Below are 16,495 nucleotides of genomic sequence, written 5' to 3' on the forward strand. Positions count from 1 at the left end.
TACGGAAACAAATCGCTTCTTGGGCTCTTCATGAGGCAGGATCGTTCGACGCTGCGTCATTCAGGGATACGGATAGCGAAACACCTCCAGCATTTCACTTAGAGAACAACGGCTATTTCTTCTACTCCTAAATAGGCACAAAAAGGGGATAGCACTACACATGCATACCCCAATATACTCTTCCTGTTTTCTTTAAGTTGATTGGCTCCTAATAATAAAAACATGACTGAGTTATATAGGAGAATAAAATACTGTGGAATCTCTTTAATAACATATGTACACATAATCATAACAAAACCCGTTGCGATAAATAGAAATGTAAAAATTCGCTTCACTGTATTCAAACCCGTACCTCCTGTGCTATCGTTCACTTATTTTTGGCCGGTTACTGTAAAACTCAGTTTCTAGATATCTTGGGGCCGTTACGAAATGAGGAGGTGGCTGGTGGGGAAATAACTCGCTTTCCTATGGCCCTGCACGACCTTCCTCATAACCAATATCTCGAAACTGAGTCTTCCAGTATCGGAAGCTTTACCTTTAAATCAACTCGGAAGTTTAACAGGGCCTTTTTTTAGGAAAAAATGTACACTCCCTCTCTATCCAGCATTCTATTATAGATAGAATACAGCTTCCTTTTCCCCCTCATTAACCACCTTGTTTAGTTCCACTGATTTCAAAAGATATACCAATCCTCCAACTATTCAGCAGCGGGGTATAACGGCAGACGCTCGGAACGGTACACTTGTCTGTGACTTCCTTTTTCAAAGCTGCCGACATTGACTTCAAATACTACCTCAGGATCTTTCTCCCCTGTAACTTCCACGATCTGGCTCTGTCTCATGTCTTCACTTTCTGCCTGTGTATAGCCGGAAGTGATTAAGCGATTCCCTGTGCCCGGTAAATAGTTCGCATCGCTGACAATATTAGAATAAAACGATTTTCCTCGCTCTCTGCCATATTCCCAAACTTCTTTGACCGTCATTTCTTCTTCATTGATCCGGTATTGGACCGCGCGGCTGAATTCTTCACTCAATTCCTCATTGCCACGCGTAATGGCGATATTGTTGTCGAATATTAAAATGTCCCGTGTTGCCTCATTATTGTCCTGATCCGGAAGCGGCATGACCGCATGTGGTCCACCCGGAAACTTAAAGTCCTCACCCACTGGTTCCAAGAGAGGTGGATCAAAGTCCTCTGGCCAATTTTCATTTTCGGCTAATATCCAGGAAATATCTCCACTCGGATAATCCATGTTCATGATCAAGCTCTGGTGACGACTGGAGACCAGATAGTCGTCTCTTTTTTCGTCATACCAGAGAGCATTCTGGTGGAACCAGTCTCCTTCATCGGCAGCTGGCCCGTCATAGTCTTCATAGATTTCTTCAGGGAAAATACTGCGGAAATTGAACTCATTGACTTTTTCCCCTGTTTTGCCGTCGACTTCCACCATGGAATCTTCGATGTAATCTCCAGAAGCGTCATGCACGGTCATCAGGAAATTTTCTGACGGCAGCTTAACGGCATCATGGTGGATGACTCCCCAGCCGCTGTAATTACTGATCTCTACGACAGAAGAATAGGAGACGCGCCCCATCATATCCATCTCCACCAGCTGGTTATATTGGTCCTGTTCTTTCGTTACATATAAAAATTTCCCATTATCCAGTCGTTGCAACACATGGCTGTTTACTTGTGTGGAATACCAGCGTACATCCCCCATAGAGTCGACAGCGAACGGATATTCTTCACTCGGACTCATGAATGTGAGGCCATTTTCCATTCGCTGGCGGTCTGATTTCTCAACTTCTATGTTCAAAAAGTCATCAGGTAAAGGCTCTGTCTGAATGGTGAGCATCTTAGTTTTTTCCGAACCATCCTTAAATCGTGCCGTTAGCTCCACCTTGTTCGCCGTTCCCGGATAAAGTCCGAGAAGATCGAGAGCATGTGAGGTTTGGTAATCCGGCCAAGTATGTTGAATGGTTGTCTCCTTGTCCTTCCCTTCGATGGTCATAGACAGTTCAGCCGGCTGGTCTGTCTCAAATTTCACGAGTGCCGTGAGAGGCGTTCGATTGTAAGGATCCTGAATAACAAGAGGGTCTTTCAATGTATAGGATCGTTGCTTGTAGGTTTCATCAACGGTATCGTTGCCAGCATTCTGTGCTTCCATCAGAGAATCATCACTGTAAATCAAGCGTTTTCCCCCTCCGTCAGTAGCAGACTCCTGTGCAGAATAATAATAGTACCCGATGCCTCCTCCGGCAACTACCAATAAAGCCATGAGCCCAATCATCCATTTTTTCATTATTTTTCCGCCCTTCGACTTAATTCTATGTACTAACTACCAATTTTCCCTATTAATATATGAAGAACAAGTAAGACGGGGACGGCTCGTGCGCCGCGCAATGACCAGGGTGAGAACTTCCAGCGAGGCCGACACAGCTCCTTTTTAGTTACAAAAATATAATTTACAGAAAGCGCCCGATAGTTTAATAAGTGATTGAAATCCACACCATCCTTTACAAGCCATGAAAAAAAGAAACGCTCTGATCAGCGTTTCCTACCTGTTATTTATAATTGTTTCAGCTCGCCTCTCGCAACCATAAGAACCGTACGTTGATCTGGAACCAAATCAACAGCAACTGTCCCTTCATACCTTTCCCCTGCTGCATCCACTATGTGTAAATGAAGGTGCTTTTCTTCTTTTTTAAGATCAGTAAAAAGACTTACATCTTGTACTTTGTTTAAACTGATTGTCCAGTTCACAAGAGGTCCGACATCATCGATCAGTAACAAACCTTTAGAAAACTCTATTTCATTCTGATTTTCGTTGTATGATACTTTTTTCAGTGCCACATTTTTCATCCAGTGTGTCCCCCTCTCCCCACTATTCAACAAATGATGAGGGGTTTCCTGCCTATTCTCCCAATTGTTTAATCTGGTCAATAATCTCTGTAATTTCTCTTAATGATTGGAAAACTGCCGTATTCTCGATCACTGATGGATCAAGCTTCCCGTTCTCCATATTGTCTAAATACTTTTGAATGCCCTCTAACGCCTGATTATTTCGTTCAACCACTTGCTGGTGCAGATCTGCTCCTGCTTGCGGGGCTTCAAGCTCATTAAATTCTTCGATATTCGTCTTCATTTCCTCAAGCCTGGTTTCCAATTCATCAGCCGCCTGCTGATCGGTCACGGCTTGCTCAGCAAGAGATGGAACTTCACTGGTAAACGTACTGACTTCGTTCGCATACTCGGATGCTTCATTTACATAGTTCAATGAGTTATTCACGCCTTCAAGGAACGAGCAGCCGCTCATTAACAACATGATAAGTACGAGTAAACCTCCGTATATCTTTTTCACCTGGATCCCTCCCATTCAATTGTATGCCCAAAGGTGATATGCAATTTCTAGTTATACGTTTAGATAGCATCCAAGGTTTCATTAAACCAGAGCTTTACGCAATTTAAACTGTGACGTTTGAAAGCTCTGAATTTGAGCGGTATCTTCCTTTCTCTTACCGATAGACTCTTTAATTAATAATTAACCACTCTCCCCCATACATTAGATAGGACAAGACGTATGGACGAGGAGAATTCAAATGAGTGACTTTCACGTATTTATTCTAGTGGCTTTGCTGTTAACTGTTATCAGCTCATTTCTTTTAACAAGAAAATTCTGCGACTCTCTGTCTCACAGCCAGCGCATGGTCATATCCATGCTCTCAGGCACAAGCGTGGGCCTCACGGTTGGATTAATGGCAAGCACGCTTATGCCAGGCGGGTTATATCTTTCTACGATGACCGCAATCTTTGCCGGTGCCCTTTTCGCAGCTGGATGTACAGGAAAATTAGGGACTGTTTCTTTGATTGAAGGTCTCATAGCTGGACTGATGGGAGGGATGATGGGGGCCATGTTAGGAGAAATGATTTCCTATGCGGAATCCATTGTTTTTCTTAAACTTTTCATCACTCTTTCCATCAGCTCCCTGCTGTTATATCCTGTATTTTTTCATGCTTCTCATCGGGAAGAGCCGATTCCATCAGGAAAATGGCTGCTGAAGCCTTTCCTAGTTTTCGTAGTGGCACTGGTTTTTCTTTTTGGAGGAAGTTTATTAGATGCAGCTCCCATGAATGAGCAACCTTTCCATCAAAATCATTAAAAAAACCCATGCACGGAAGGTGTCTCTCTCCTTCTGTGCATGGGTTTCCAAGTGAAACCAGCTGGATTCCGATTTGGTTGGTGTACTAGGCCTCTTAGCTGTCAATTTTCCCATTTATATCCTACACCCCAAATGGTTTTCAAATGGCGGTCGATGGGGTATCCATGTTTCCGAATCTTCTCCCGTAGATTTCGAACGTGAGAATCGATGGTTCTTCCCTCTGTATTAGAATCAAATCCCCATACTCGTTCCAGAAGATAATTGCGATCGTAGACTTGATTGGGGCGGTTTAACAACAGCCCTAGAAGCTTAAACTCTTTAGGGGTAAGGTGAATCTCTTTATTCTCGTAATGAAGCTCATGGGCTTCTTCATTCCATACCAGATCATTCATTACAATCTTATTCTGCTCGGGTCCACGTCGTAAAAGGGCTTTGATGCGGGCCAGTAAGATATCTTCGTCAAATGGTTTGGTTATATAATCATCTGCGCCAAGCTTCAGTCCTTGAAGAATATCATGCTTTTGATCTTTGGCTGTAATCATCATAATGGGCACATTCGACTTTTCCCTTATTTGACGACATGTTTCAAATCCGTCCATATCTTTCATCATGACATCTAAAAGAATTAAGTCATAGGATGTATGCTCAAGATTCCTTAGAGCTTCAAAACCGCTTCGTGCCTGGTCGCATTGAAACCCGTGAGGCTTCAAATACAGTTCAAGCAGATCGAGCATACGCTGTTCATCATCTACAAGTAACACTCTATTCATACGCGTCCTTCCTTTGGCCAGTTCATTATAATCAGCAACCCTTGTTCATTACTTGCTTCTACTTTTCCGAGATGCATTTCCACGATTTCTTTCACAATGGCAAGTCCTAAACCCGTACCTCCATACTCCCTCGACCTTGATTTATCTGTCCGGTACAGACGTTCAAACAGATAAGGCAGGGCTTCCTCAGGTACTCCCGGACCCTGATCCTTCAATCTAATTTCACACGTATCCGGCTTTTCCAGCACTTCGATAGAAATAACAGGGGATTTGCCACTATACCTTATCGCATTATCCAGGATGTTTACGATGACCTGTTTGAAACGGACGGGATCGGCATAAATATACAAATCAGAGGGGCATTCGATCGTTATTTCTGCCTCATGCTTGTTGAGGAAGGGGTATATGCTCTCTTCAGCCTGCGCAAGCAGGGACTTCACTTCACATCGTTCCGGATGAATCGCAAACGTGTTTTCGTCCATTTGAGCTAAATGAAAAAGCTGCTTAATCATCGTGGTCAGGTTTTCCGACTCTTCTTTAATAATCATTAAATAATGCTGACGGTCCGATTCGTTCGTCTGTTCCCTTGAGGCTATATCCGCATACCCTTTTAAATACGTTATAGGGGTACGAAGCTCATGAGCAATCGAAGATAAAAAGTCATTCCGCTCCTGCTTCATTCTTTCTAAATCTTCCGCCAGTCGATTGATCGATCGAGCAAGGATTCCGAGTTCATCCTTATAATGCTCATCTAACTCTACAGTGGTTTCCCCCCGGCTTAACTTCTCCGTTTCTTCTTTCATCCGGATCAAGGGCTTCGTAATCAGCTTAGATAGGGTGAACACGACAATCAAAGTTACCAGCAGTGTAAGAATCATCACAAAGATAAATTGCTGAGATAGATGAGCCGTAAGATTGCGTATAATCGTCGAAGGGGAGAACATATACACGTACCCCTCGACCTCCCCATTTCTCACAATTGGAGATAACGTCGCCACGTACGGTTCTGTTTTCCATTCGCTTTCAATAATCCGGCCTTGACCAGCCTGGCCTTTTTTCTGAGACTGTATCAATTTTCTCTGATACTCCTCGAGGTTTGAGGAACTGGAGAGAATCTGTCCCTTCTCATCTGTAATCACCACATCTGTCTCAGCTTCCGATTCCATTAAAGCGACGTGGTTCAAAGTCGCCTGATCAAAATTCTTTTCCAGTACGTCCCTATGACTTCCCCCACGGGCTAACAGTCCATCGAGTACTTCGTCGATCTGATGGTTCGATATATTCGTATATAACACAAAGAATAAGGATAGCTCGATTAAGATCATTAGTATAAAGAACAGCATTCCTAACTTTAAAGATATTCGTCTTCTCATAATGGCTCCCCTGTTTTCGTTCATTGAATCGAATTTCTTAAAAACCTGTCCAGCCCCCGAAGAATTGGTTTGTAATAAACGAGGTTAATTGAGTCATCCAGCCGAAGAAGAGAAATACTCCCATCACGATCATGGTATAACCCCCGAACTTCACAATCTTGCGGTTATTCTTCTTAATCCAGTTCATACGGCCAATAAACATAGCCATTAAGAAAAAAGGAATGGAAAAACCGAGCACATAACTGATCATGTAAGTAACGGCTTCATCAGGTGAAGATACGCCTAAAGCGATCACAGCGGCGAGTATAGGGCCCGTACATGGAGTCCAGCCGGCGGCAAAAGCCATCCCGACGGCACTGGAACCTAGATAACCAGGAGGCCGGTTCTTTAAGGAAACTTTATATTCTTTCATAAAAAACGTAGGCTTGTAGAAGCCGATGACGACAAACCCCAGGAATATAATAAGGATGGCTCCCAGCTGACGGATCAAATCGCTGTACCGGATGAACCATCCTCCGATCCAGGACGTTGAAAAGCCGATCGCAATAAATATAATTGAAAATCCAAGCAGGAAAAAAATCGTGTGAAGCATCGGCTGCTTTTGAAATAGCTTTTTCTTTGTCTGCAGATCTTCGACCGTCATGCCGGTAATATACGACAAAAATGCTGGATATAAAGGCAGACAGCAAGGGGATATAAACGATAGAAAACCGGCTCCAAAGGCTAAGAAAATATTTACATCAGCCATCCGACTTCCTCCATTTCTCCGGCTGGATTCGTTTCATGTACTCTCGCACCTGGGACTCCGTCATCCCAGCCGTAATCCGGTCGACAACTTTCCCATTTTTATCGACCAAAAAGGTAACAGGAATTGGACCGATGCCATAAGCACCAATCAACTGCTCTCCCCGGTCCATCAGGACGGGAAAAGTCATGTCTTTACGTTCTACAAATGATTCGACCGTTACGTCATTTTCTCCTACATCCACGGCCAGAACCTTCACGCCCTGATCTTTAAATTTTTGATACTGACTTTCAATATAGGGCATTTCTTCTTCACAGGGCTTACAATAAGTCGCCCAGAAATTGAGAAACACTCCCTGTCCCCTGTAATCGCTCAGCTGCACAGTTTCTCCCTCTAACGTCTTCAACGTAAAGTCCGGTGCCTGATCTCCGGCATTAATGACGTCCTTTTCCCGGTTAATGCTCTGATAAATAACAAAGGCGACGAGAAAGAGAAAAAAGCTGAGTACCACTGTTCTCATGATGAGCCGTTTCTTTTTTTTAGGATTCAAAGTACCCTCCCTTTCCTTATCTTCGGACAGCCGAATGCATTATTTCGTTTGTCCCTGGTCAATAATCTGCTCCCAGGACTCTCCGTTGTCAGAAGTCGTATAACTGTTTCCTTTAATCGTAAAAATGGCAAATGTGTCTTTCTTTTCAGGATTTTTAGCGAGATACATGACGGCATCCTCATTCATTTCAGGGAGTCCGATCTCCTCTTTGGATTGATCATCCCATTTATAGACGGACAAAGAAGGAGTGCCGGTATAAAGACCGTAATATAAGCGATCCTTGGTAAAGTGCATTCCGCTGCCCTGTCCTTCCTCTGAAATCACATTGAAGCTTGCCCCTCCATCTTCGCTTAAATAAATACCGGAAGCAGTGGCCAGAGCTACGATGTTCTCATCATCAGGGTGAACGGCAATTTGAAAGATTTTTTCGCCTGAATTTTCTGCAGCTATCTTCTCCCAGCTCTCTCCATCATCAAGGCTTCTATACAGCCCCTGCTCCATTTGTGAGTTCGCATGTTCATTCCACACATAAACGGCATGATTTCTGGCTCCTACCCCCATCGCATGAAAATCACTTTCGCCTTCAAACGCAAGAGCGGATAAGCCTTCTTCCGTCACCTTACCCTTTTGAAGACCGATCGGATTCGGAAGATCACTGCCTTCTCCAGGGTGACCGGAGGTATAGAATCCATTATCGACAACATTAAAGCCCATATAATCATTTTTGTGGTGGGTGGATTCGAGCCACTTGCCACCCTTATGTAGTTTTATTCCGGAATGAGCGGCGTAAGCGAGGGTATCCGCATCCACATAGCCCATACCATGTACGTGCTCTACACTTCCATCAAAAGAATCGGTGCTCTCTTGAATAGATTTTTTTTTATCTGATCCTTCTTCTGAGCCTTCACTTTGATTCGATTCGCTGTTACAAGCGCCCAGAACAAGCATGGAAATAAATATAATGATCCCTATTACTTTTTTCATAAAATGCACTCCTTAAAAAGTCTCCTCTTACTCTAGCAAAAAGATATCGAGAAATTGTGAAGAAATCCGTTTTTTAAAAAAGGTTCTATTATTTTTCATTCTCGAAATCCGAGTCTTTCACTGTACGACTCTATCATTGAAGAAGCCTAAAGATCCTCATCTTTAGGCTTCTTCCTTCTCTACTATCTCTTAAGATACGACGTCATACCCTTGGTCTTCAATGGCATCTGCCATCGCTTCTTTACTTACTTCTTTATTCGTAGAAACATCAACTTTTCCAGTGTTCAAATCGACTTGAACCTCTTGGACACCATCTAATTCCTTCAAAGCTCCGGTAACGGCTTTTTCGCAATGTTCACAGGTCATGCCTTCCACTTTAATTGTAGTTTGCATAATGGTTCACCCTTTCAAAGGAATAATATATCTTCAAATCCGGGGACTTTTCAGTTCCAAAGGAAGGGAAATCGGTTCCCTCTCCTATTATTTAATATACCCACCTAAGGTATTAATAGTCAACCATTGGCGTTTATAGGTCGGATAGATGGAAGAACCAGATCCTATGATTAATTACAACTATGGAAAGAAATAGCATGCACAGAAATGGGTGAGGAATACTCCGTGTTGATCTTAAGGTTAAGCTCCCTTTTCTGGAAGACTCAGTTTCGAGACTTTTGTGAGAATTATGTCCTGCGGGGGACGATTTCGCTTTCCGTGGGCATGTGGTAAGCTTCCTCGGGCTTAACAGCCCTGCGGGATCTTACCGATCATGTTCATCCCACAGGAGTCTTCATCGTCCCCCTTCGGACCTGGCCGAATCTGAGACTCGAAACGACTTCATCATTCACCCGATTGAGAAGAAATAATCACATGGGTGTATACTTTTCCAGTCTGGAACTATGCGGGATCGCCTGTTATATAAGCATTCAGGCGGGATAAGGAGGATAGGATACTCTCTTTTCAGAGGATCCGTTATTCTCCCGTGGCTGGGTTGGTGGGGAAATGGCGAGACTCCCATGGGAGAAGGGACTAGGTGAGATCCCGCAGGGAGTGAAACGAGCGAGGAAGCTCACCGTTCCCCCCATAGGAAAGCGAGTTATTTCCCCACCAGCCTCCTCCTTATATCGTAACGGACCACGATTTATCTCGAAATCGAGTCTTCAACTATCCGGCCCTATTGCGTAATAAGCTTTATACGATAAATCAACAATTATCTTTAACAGAGCCTCATCTTAATCACGGCTGGTTATTATTCTCACCGCCTAATTTAAAAGGGGAATATACGCTTTGATAATCTACGATTGTTACCATTCCAAGATCCGCATGATTATTGTCATGACAGTGGAACAGCCACTCTCCTCTATTACTCGCTTTAAAGTAAATCGTATATTCTTCACCTGGTTTCACGTGAATCAAATCTTTTACAATAGGATTCTCATAGGCCTCGCCGTTTTTCGAAGCCACTTGAAACCGGTGTCCATGTAAATGCATCGGGTGGTTTAATCTTCCCGAATTCGTAATCCTCACTTTAACCACATCCCCTTCACTCACGGGGATAAGCGGCGTATCAGGGAAAACTTTATTATTAATCTGGAAGACCATACCTTCCCCCATATCCATCCCCATACTTAGATCCATATGATAGGATACGTCACTTTCAGGGGTCTCTTTAAATAGCACGTCCTCACTTCCGCTAGAGGTTCCCGTTACCTTTGAGGAAGCGGAAGAAACCGATAACTGGTTGTAGGCGTAAGAATCCCCATTACTTTCTGAAACCACCGGTATTTTCATATCCTGTGCATTCTGTGTTTGCGGATCCTCGCCAATCACCTCTGTTTCCTCTCCCTGTTTGGTAAAGGCTACATCGATTCGCTCCCCTGGAGCGATTTCAAGCATATTCGATGACGATCCTTCGCTTGCAACCTTCTCGCCATCGGCAGCTATCACTTCCATAGATCCTTCAGGGAATACTAGACGGTGCTGCTGATACCCTGCATTAACAAACCGGAGCCTCGCGGTTTCTCCTGCGTCCATTTTAAGCGGTTCAATAGCTTCCCCTGACTTTCCATTGACCGTTAATGTATCATACATCTGCTTTGTATCTGCCTCCCCATCGCCAGACATAGATCCCATCATCATACCGCCCATATTGGTTAAATTCTGTTTATCCTGATTAACCGCCCATTCATCTAACATATATGTCTGCTCTTGTTGATAGGCCGGGGCATCTTCTTCGATGATAAATGCACCGTACAATCCTTTATCCACTTGCTTGGAACTATGTTGATGCGAGTGATACCAGTACGTGCCGGCATCGTTCGCAATGAATTCATATGTGAATGATTCCCCAGGCTGAACCGCATCCTGGGTCAACCCGGGAACCCCGTCCATTTGATTAGGTAAAATCATGCCATGCCAGTGGATCGTCACGGGAACGTTCAACTCATTTTTCAAGTGAACTTTTACAAAGTCACCTTCCGTCACGCGGAGCGGTTCGCCTGGCACCGTGCCATTATATGTCCAGGCACTCACACTTTTATCTGCATTGATCTGCCACTCTTTCTCCTGGGCCGTCAGACTGAACTTCTTAACCGAGCGACTTCCCGCCTCCTGGTTCCCAATATCCAGAATGCTTGTGCCATCCTTCTTTACTTCTGCAGGGAGTGTTTGCTTGCTTGTACTGAAGGGAGAGTTGAAGAACAACCAAACATCAAAAGCCAGCAAAAGTATAATGAGAAATGAGCCCACCCACTTTCGATTCATTCCTTTCACCTCTTCTTTAACTAATGCTCCCTTTTCTTTTCACTGTTCCAGCTTTTTCTTCAGGCGGTCATATTCTTCTTCTGTTATTTCGCCTTTGGCCAAGCGTTTTTTTAAAGTTTCCAGTGAATCTGAGGATGAGGTTTGATTTTTACCAGGCTTCATCATCCAAACCACGATCACAATGATCGCCGCAATAACTAAGATACTGATCAACCCAAACCCAAAAAAGCCTCCGCCCATTCCGCTTCCATTCATCATTCCATTCATAATTACGATCACCTCTCTCTCCTTTTACATACCCATACCGCGGAAGGTATATTAAATAACTAAAAAAAATAAAACTTTCCTAGAGTTTGCAGTTTTTTATCGTGGCACGAGTTTTTTCATCATAGCGTTATGACATCATCTACTCACTTTCTTTCATAACGGTATGTACACTTATAGTAGTAGATACCTTTGCAAAATCTGTGCAGAACCTCTGCTTAGTCTTAAATAACATAGACAAGTAAAAAGACCACCCTTCTCTTTAGAAGGACAGTCTAATCTCAATGGTGACTTTTAACAGGCGAGGACTTACCTATGGTTCGCTTACCGCGGTCTCTGCTACAAATCAGCAACCGCGGTAAGCGGCTCGTTTAAACGAGCATCTGCTATCGCTGGTAAGCTAAATTTTTAATCATGTCTTCATCTGATTCCGCAGGTATCTCGTACCGTTGCTGATAAACTTCATTTCCTTTACCCGTGATCAAAACCCAGTCTCCTGCCTCCGCTAGTTCCATGGCTTGTTTGATTGCTTTTGTCCGATCCGTTACAATCTGCCCTTTTTCATTTCCATGTTCGTTTTGCAGATGATGCAGTTCTTCTTCCATATCTTCCTTTGAAACAGAATTTAAGTCATCAAACGTCAAAATATAGTGATCACTTATTTCAGAAGTGATGGTAATCATCTCGCGCCGTTTCGTCCGGTCCCGATCTCCCCTGAAGCCAAAGACGTGAATAACTTTCCGAGCCCCACCCTGTCTGGCCGTGCTTAAGCAGTGAAAGATGGCGTCCGGGGTATGAGCATAGTCGATAACAAAATTCACTTCATGGTGGGTCATGATTTGAAAGCGTCCTTTTACTCCTTCAAAATTCTGAATGGCGCGCAGAATCTCTGCTGGATTTGATCCCAACACTTTAGCTGCGGCATAAGCCATGGTCACGTTGTACATATTATGCGTCCCGTACATGTTCGAATGGATAGCAGCAATCTCATTTTTTTCTTGGACTTTTACACGCGGCGGATTAAGGTTCGATCCCACAATGCGGAAGTCACTTCCGCTCATTTCTCCTATACGATATGTGGATGTGCCTTCTTCCTGTAAGGTCTCCGCCAATTTCTCTCCCCATGAGTCATCCGTATTGATCACCGCTATTCCATCACTTTTCAACAGATCAAATAACATTTTCTTCGCTTCAAAGTATTCTTCCATAGAAGCGTGGTAGTCCAGATGGTCATGAGATAGGTTCGTGAAAAGAGCCAGATCATAGGATAATCCTTCCACACGATATTGAGTTAAAGCGTGTGACGTGACCTCCATAACGACCACGTCATCTTTGCTATCAGCTAACATCCGGTTGATTTCAAGGGAATTGGGAGTTGTATGTTGAGATGGATAGTCCACTCCGTTAATAATGTTATGAATCGATCCAAATAAAGCACATGAATGTCCCAGGGACGCTAATATATGCTTGACCAGATAGCTGGTAGTCGTTTTTCCATTGGTTCCTGTGATCCCGATCAGTGTTTTATTTCGTGAAGGGTGATGATAATATTTGCTGCTGATAATTCCTAAAGCCCGTCTTGCATTCTTGACTTGTACATAGGGAATCTCTTCATTTTGGAGATCTTCTTCACCTATGATGACAGACGCTCCTTTTTGAATCGCTTCTTGTATATAGGTATGGCCATCTTTCATAAACCCCTTGATTGCTATAAACAGATAACCTTCCTCGATCTGATTGGTATTATCTGCTAAACCTCGGATTTGTATGGTTTCGTCCACTTGTTTATTCGTAACTTCCATTTTTGTTTCAAGTTCATAGACTAATTCCTGGAGTTTCATGATGGCTCTCCTTTATATAAATCTTATTTTCGTATAAGGCTGTATGCTTGAATTGGGCAGGGATGCACCTGGATTTCTCACCCCAGATAACGGTCCTATAGTAAGAGTTCTTCTATTACAATCATCCCCAGCTTCCCCATAGCCTTATTTAATGAAAAATTTGTGCAGTTTCTGTGCATCTCTCTACTTTTGGTAAAGTTATCTTACGAGAAGCACCTATCGTAATCCTAACAAAAAGACACCCATCCTAATGACGAGTGTCTTACCCTTGCCCCGTATCTTAACATAGATTGTTTCCTATTATACATCAGCTATAAGTAGGAACTGGATCCTTTTTCCGTATTGAAAAATAAGCCTTTTTCAGTGGAAATATGCAGGAAGCATTATGAGCTCCTCCAAGATAAAACTGAAACACTTTCCCTGTATCATTCGTAATACCTAACAACAAGAAATAAATGGAAAGGAGTTACGTTCAATGAATATGAAACGGAGAAAGTTTCATAAAAGGGATATCCTGGAGATATTTTCTACAGGGATCCCTGAGCTGATTTTTTTACCTGTGCGCCTCCTGAGTTTGCTGTGGAAAGGTTTCGCGCGACTCGTCGGTACGATTCTGGACGCCTTCTAATTCAATTGTTCTCCTCATGATCAAAACCCTGCAAGGACACGCGGTTAGCTCGCTTCCTTTGAACTTGAGATCGTAATTAAACTCATCTGGCTCTGATTCCAAAACCGCACAGGAATCATACTCGTCCCAAGGCCGCTGTCAATATAAAGCCTTGAACCCTGACTTACTTGATACATGCCTTTAGTCAAATCTGGAAATAAGCCTTGATCAGGAGCGACTACTGCTCCAATCAAAGGGAAGCGGACCTGCCCGCCGTGCGTATGCCCGCTTAAAATTAAGTCGGCGGGAATATCATCATATTTTGTAATAACGTTCGGAGAATGAGACAGCAGAATGGTATAAGATTGGTCATCTATACCGGTAAATGCTTGATTCATATCTTCATGATCTGTAGAGCTGTCTGCGATCCCGGCAATATTTATCGTGGTATTCTCCCGTTTGAATGCAGCGTTTGTATTGTCGAGCATCGTTGCGTTTCTTTCCCTAAGCCCCTGAAACAATTCCTCTGTACCTTCGTTTTCCCATTCATGATTGCCCGATACATAATAAATCTCTTCCTGGACGGCTTTCAATTTTTCTATCAGGTTAAAAACATCCTGAAACTGCTCTGTACTGTGGTCAACCAAATCTCCTGTAATTACAATCACATCAGGATCCAACTCTTCAGCCTTGCTCACTAATTTCTTATTATCGTCTCCAAAAACTTTATTATGTAAGTCTGAAACCTGCAGAATATCAAGCTTTTCCCCCACGGGAAACTCACTGCTTTCAAAATTTACGTGATTGACTTTAAATACATTGGTGTCGTAAACCGCTTTTCCAACCGCAGCGGCACCTAGTAGGATCATCAGCGCTAAGAAACCGAGTCTTATTTTCATGGCGTACCTCCTTGCTCTCTAAAGATTCTCTCATACATGAGACGAGCGTTACTACTAAATGTTTCAAGTAATAAGAAATTTACCCTGATTCTTTTGGTTTATAAATTGGAAGTCTAAGGAAATCCGGGGTTAGTTCTCAATTCTGCCATTTTTTCATTTTCCGTAAAAAGTGACGTCCTGCCAATGGATCACTTTCCAGCGTGGAAAACGGAGGACTCCTGGTGAATGAGCAAAATCATTCAGAGCTCAACAAGCGTAAGCACAGCTTTAAGCGCCTTTCCTACTAACTGCTTATTTTGCTTATTTGAAAGCTTACTCCTCTACTTTTGGGGTATGGAATATTATTGGAAGAAACAAAAGGAGGCACCATTTATGGATAAGAAAATTATAGGCGGCGTATTTAGTAAAGTAGGAAATGCCGAACAAGCTATTTCGGATCTCCAATATCACGGATATGGATCCGATAATATATCTGTTTTTGCAAAAGATAAAAGTAAAGTAGCCGTGTTAGAAGACGAAATGGACACACCTGTGAGCTCCAATAAAGGTGGTCGAGGTAAAAATACCGGAAAAGGCGCAGGTTTAGGTGCTGTGTCCGGAGGTGTACTCGGTGGAATCGGCGGTTTAATTGCAGGATTAGGTTTACTTGCGATCCCTGGAATCGGCCAGGTTGCTGCTGCAGGTCCGATCGCTGCTGCTCTTACTGGCGCTGGAGTAGGTGCCGGCGGCGGAGGTATCGTCGGTGCGCTTGTGGGCGCTGGAATGTCTGAGAAGGATGCCCAGATGTACGAGAGCCATCTGAAAGAAGGAAAAGTCATTGTTATTGTTGAAGCAACAGAGGGACTCCAGGACAAAGTTTACCGCGCTTTTCTAACCAATAAGACAGAGAATAAGACTATGTATCCTGAACCTTATAATAAGCATGATCATGACGCTCACCATACTTCTGAAGCACATAGTCGAAATCATGACGCTCACCATGAATCTGAAGGCCATCATCGAAGTAATGATGATCATTCTACTACGAAACGCAACCATGAGCATAAAACTGGCGCCAGCAACCATGATAAGACCTCAGAGTCATCCAAGAAGAGTGTAAACCCCGATGATCCTTTTTCCAACGTCAGGACTCAGGAGTCTGATACACGTACGAGAACTTCAGAAAGACACCATTCCAGATCAGGTGACAAACGCTCCTAATGAACCCATCTTAATAAGCCAGGAACTTCTGATGCGCAGAAGTTCCTGGCTTTTTTTATAATGAGACAGTTTTATTAAAATATCGGGTCGGATTGGGGAAGACTCATTTTCGAGATAACTCGGGTCCGTTGCCAAAATATAGACTGGGGCGGCTCCGGAAACAACTCGCTTTCCTGCGGGGGAACTGGCAAGCCTCCTCGGTCGTTATCACTCCCTGTGGGGTCTCGCCTAGCTCCTTCTCCCGGTCGAGTAAGCGGGAGCCTTTCATATAGAAGGGCTCCTCACTCCTCACAGAACCGTGCGAGCGGTACTACCGCACACGGCTCTTCCCATCACCATTCA

17 protein-coding genes are annotated in these 16,495 nt (G+C 43.5%); 3 read left to right on the forward strand and 14 right to left on the reverse strand.

All coding sequences use genetic code 11. The features are described from left to right. Positions 1-98: 98 nt before the first annotated feature. The 4 genes from ACTWPM_RS19415 to ACTWPM_RS19430 all read right to left on the reverse strand — a co-directional run bounded on the left by ACTWPM_RS19415 (position 99) and on the right by ACTWPM_RS19430 (position 3,361). Positions 99-344, reverse strand: coding sequence for a hypothetical protein (locus ACTWPM_RS19415; RefSeq protein ID WP_443134632.1), 246 nt, complete (start codon positions 342-344; stop codon positions 99-101). Positions 345-697: 353 nt separating this feature from the next. After that, positions 698-2,302, reverse strand: coding sequence for an aryl-sulfate sulfotransferase (locus tag ACTWPM_RS19420; RefSeq protein WP_443134633.1), 1,605 nt, complete (start codon positions 2,300-2,302; stop codon positions 698-700). Between the two features lie 266 nt (positions 2,303-2,568). Next, positions 2,569-2,862 (reverse strand): hypothetical protein, encoded by a 294-nt coding sequence (locus ACTWPM_RS19425; protein ID WP_443134634.1) that lies wholly within the window; start codon positions 2,860-2,862, stop codon positions 2,569-2,571. A gap of 52 nt (positions 2,863-2,914) precedes the next feature. Then, positions 2,915-3,361 (reverse strand): DUF6376 family protein, encoded by a 447-nt coding sequence (locus tag ACTWPM_RS19430; protein ID WP_443134635.1) that lies wholly within the window; start codon positions 3,359-3,361, stop codon positions 2,915-2,917. A 238-nt stretch (positions 3,362-3,599) separates the two neighbouring features. On the opposite strand from ACTWPM_RS19430, the gene ACTWPM_RS19435 reads away from it, so the two are divergent. Then, positions 3,600-4,160 (forward strand): hypothetical protein, encoded by a 561-nt coding sequence (locus tag ACTWPM_RS19435; RefSeq protein WP_443134636.1) that lies wholly within the window; start codon positions 3,600-3,602, stop codon positions 4,158-4,160. A 101-nt stretch (positions 4,161-4,261) separates the two neighbouring features. Here ACTWPM_RS19435 and ACTWPM_RS19440 read toward each other — a convergent pair whose 3' ends face one another. From ACTWPM_RS19440 to ACTWPM_RS19480, 9 genes are all read right to left on the reverse strand, one after another. Next, a complete protein-coding gene (locus ACTWPM_RS19440; protein WP_443134637.1) occupies positions 4,262-4,930 on the reverse strand; it encodes a response regulator transcription factor in 669 nt (222 codons plus the stop codon). Continuing rightward, positions 4,927-6,303: a sensor histidine kinase gene (locus ACTWPM_RS19445; protein ID WP_443134638.1), complete on the reverse strand. Its 1,377-nt coding sequence runs from the start codon at positions 6,301-6,303 to the stop codon at positions 4,927-4,929. Before ACTWPM_RS19445 ends, ACTWPM_RS19440 begins: the two co-directional genes overlap by 4 nt. Positions 6,304-6,340: 37 nt before the next feature. Continuing rightward, on the reverse strand, positions 6,341-7,051 hold the full coding sequence (locus ACTWPM_RS19450) for a cytochrome c biogenesis CcdA family protein (protein WP_443134639.1): 711 nt from the start codon (positions 7,049-7,051) through the stop codon (positions 6,341-6,343). Beyond that, complete coding sequence (resA, locus tag ACTWPM_RS19455) at positions 7,044-7,598, reverse strand: thiol-disulfide oxidoreductase ResA (RefSeq protein ID WP_443134640.1); 555 nt, start codon at positions 7,596-7,598, stop codon at positions 7,044-7,046. Before resA ends, ACTWPM_RS19450 begins: the two co-directional genes overlap by 8 nt. Positions 7,599-7,637: 39 nt before the next feature. After that, complete coding sequence (locus ACTWPM_RS19460; protein ID WP_443134641.1) at positions 7,638-8,582, reverse strand: F510_1955 family glycosylhydrolase; 945 nt, start codon at positions 8,580-8,582, stop codon at positions 7,638-7,640. 189 nt (positions 8,583-8,771) lie between these two features. Continuing rightward, positions 8,772-8,975, reverse strand: a complete 204-nt coding sequence (gene copZ / locus ACTWPM_RS19465) for a copper chaperone CopZ (protein ID WP_443134642.1) — start codon at positions 8,973-8,975, stop codon at positions 8,772-8,774. An 840-nt stretch (positions 8,976-9,815) separates the two neighbouring features. Then, a complete protein-coding gene (locus tag ACTWPM_RS19470; protein WP_443134643.1) occupies positions 9,816-11,342 on the reverse strand; it encodes a multicopper oxidase family protein in 1,527 nt (508 codons plus the stop codon). Positions 11,343-11,381: 39 nt separating this feature from the next. Next, complete coding sequence (locus tag ACTWPM_RS19475; protein WP_443134644.1) at positions 11,382-11,621, reverse strand: SHOCT domain-containing protein; 240 nt, start codon at positions 11,619-11,621, stop codon at positions 11,382-11,384. Positions 11,622-11,992: 371 nt separating this feature from the next. Next, positions 11,993-13,447, reverse strand: coding sequence for a UDP-N-acetylmuramoyl-L-alanyl-D-glutamate--2,6-diaminopimelate ligase (locus ACTWPM_RS19480; protein WP_443134645.1), 1,455 nt, complete (start codon positions 13,445-13,447; stop codon positions 11,993-11,995). A 475-nt stretch (positions 13,448-13,922) separates the two neighbouring features. On the opposite strand from ACTWPM_RS19480, the gene ACTWPM_RS19485 reads away from it, so the two are divergent. Beyond that, the gene (locus ACTWPM_RS19485) at positions 13,923-14,075 is read left to right on the forward strand and encodes a hypothetical protein (protein ID WP_443134646.1); all 153 of its coding nucleotides are present in this window, start codon (positions 13,923-13,925) and stop codon (positions 14,073-14,075) included. Positions 14,076-14,119: 44 nt separating this feature from the next. Here ACTWPM_RS19485 and ACTWPM_RS19490 read toward each other — a convergent pair whose 3' ends face one another. Continuing rightward, positions 14,120-14,953, reverse strand: coding sequence for a metallophosphoesterase (locus ACTWPM_RS19490; protein ID WP_443134647.1), 834 nt, complete (start codon positions 14,951-14,953; stop codon positions 14,120-14,122). 372 nt (positions 14,954-15,325) lie between these two features. Between ACTWPM_RS19490 and ACTWPM_RS19495 the strand changes: the two genes are divergently transcribed. Then, complete coding sequence (locus tag ACTWPM_RS19495) at positions 15,326-16,153, forward strand: hypothetical protein (RefSeq protein ID WP_443134648.1); 828 nt, start codon at positions 15,326-15,328, stop codon at positions 16,151-16,153. Positions 16,154-16,495: the final 342 nt, after the last annotated feature.

Origin of the sequence: Halobacillus sp. K22 (assembly GCF_052246795.1) — a bacterium.
Taxonomy (GTDB): Bacteria; Bacillota; Bacilli; order Bacillales; family Halobacillaceae; genus Halobacillus.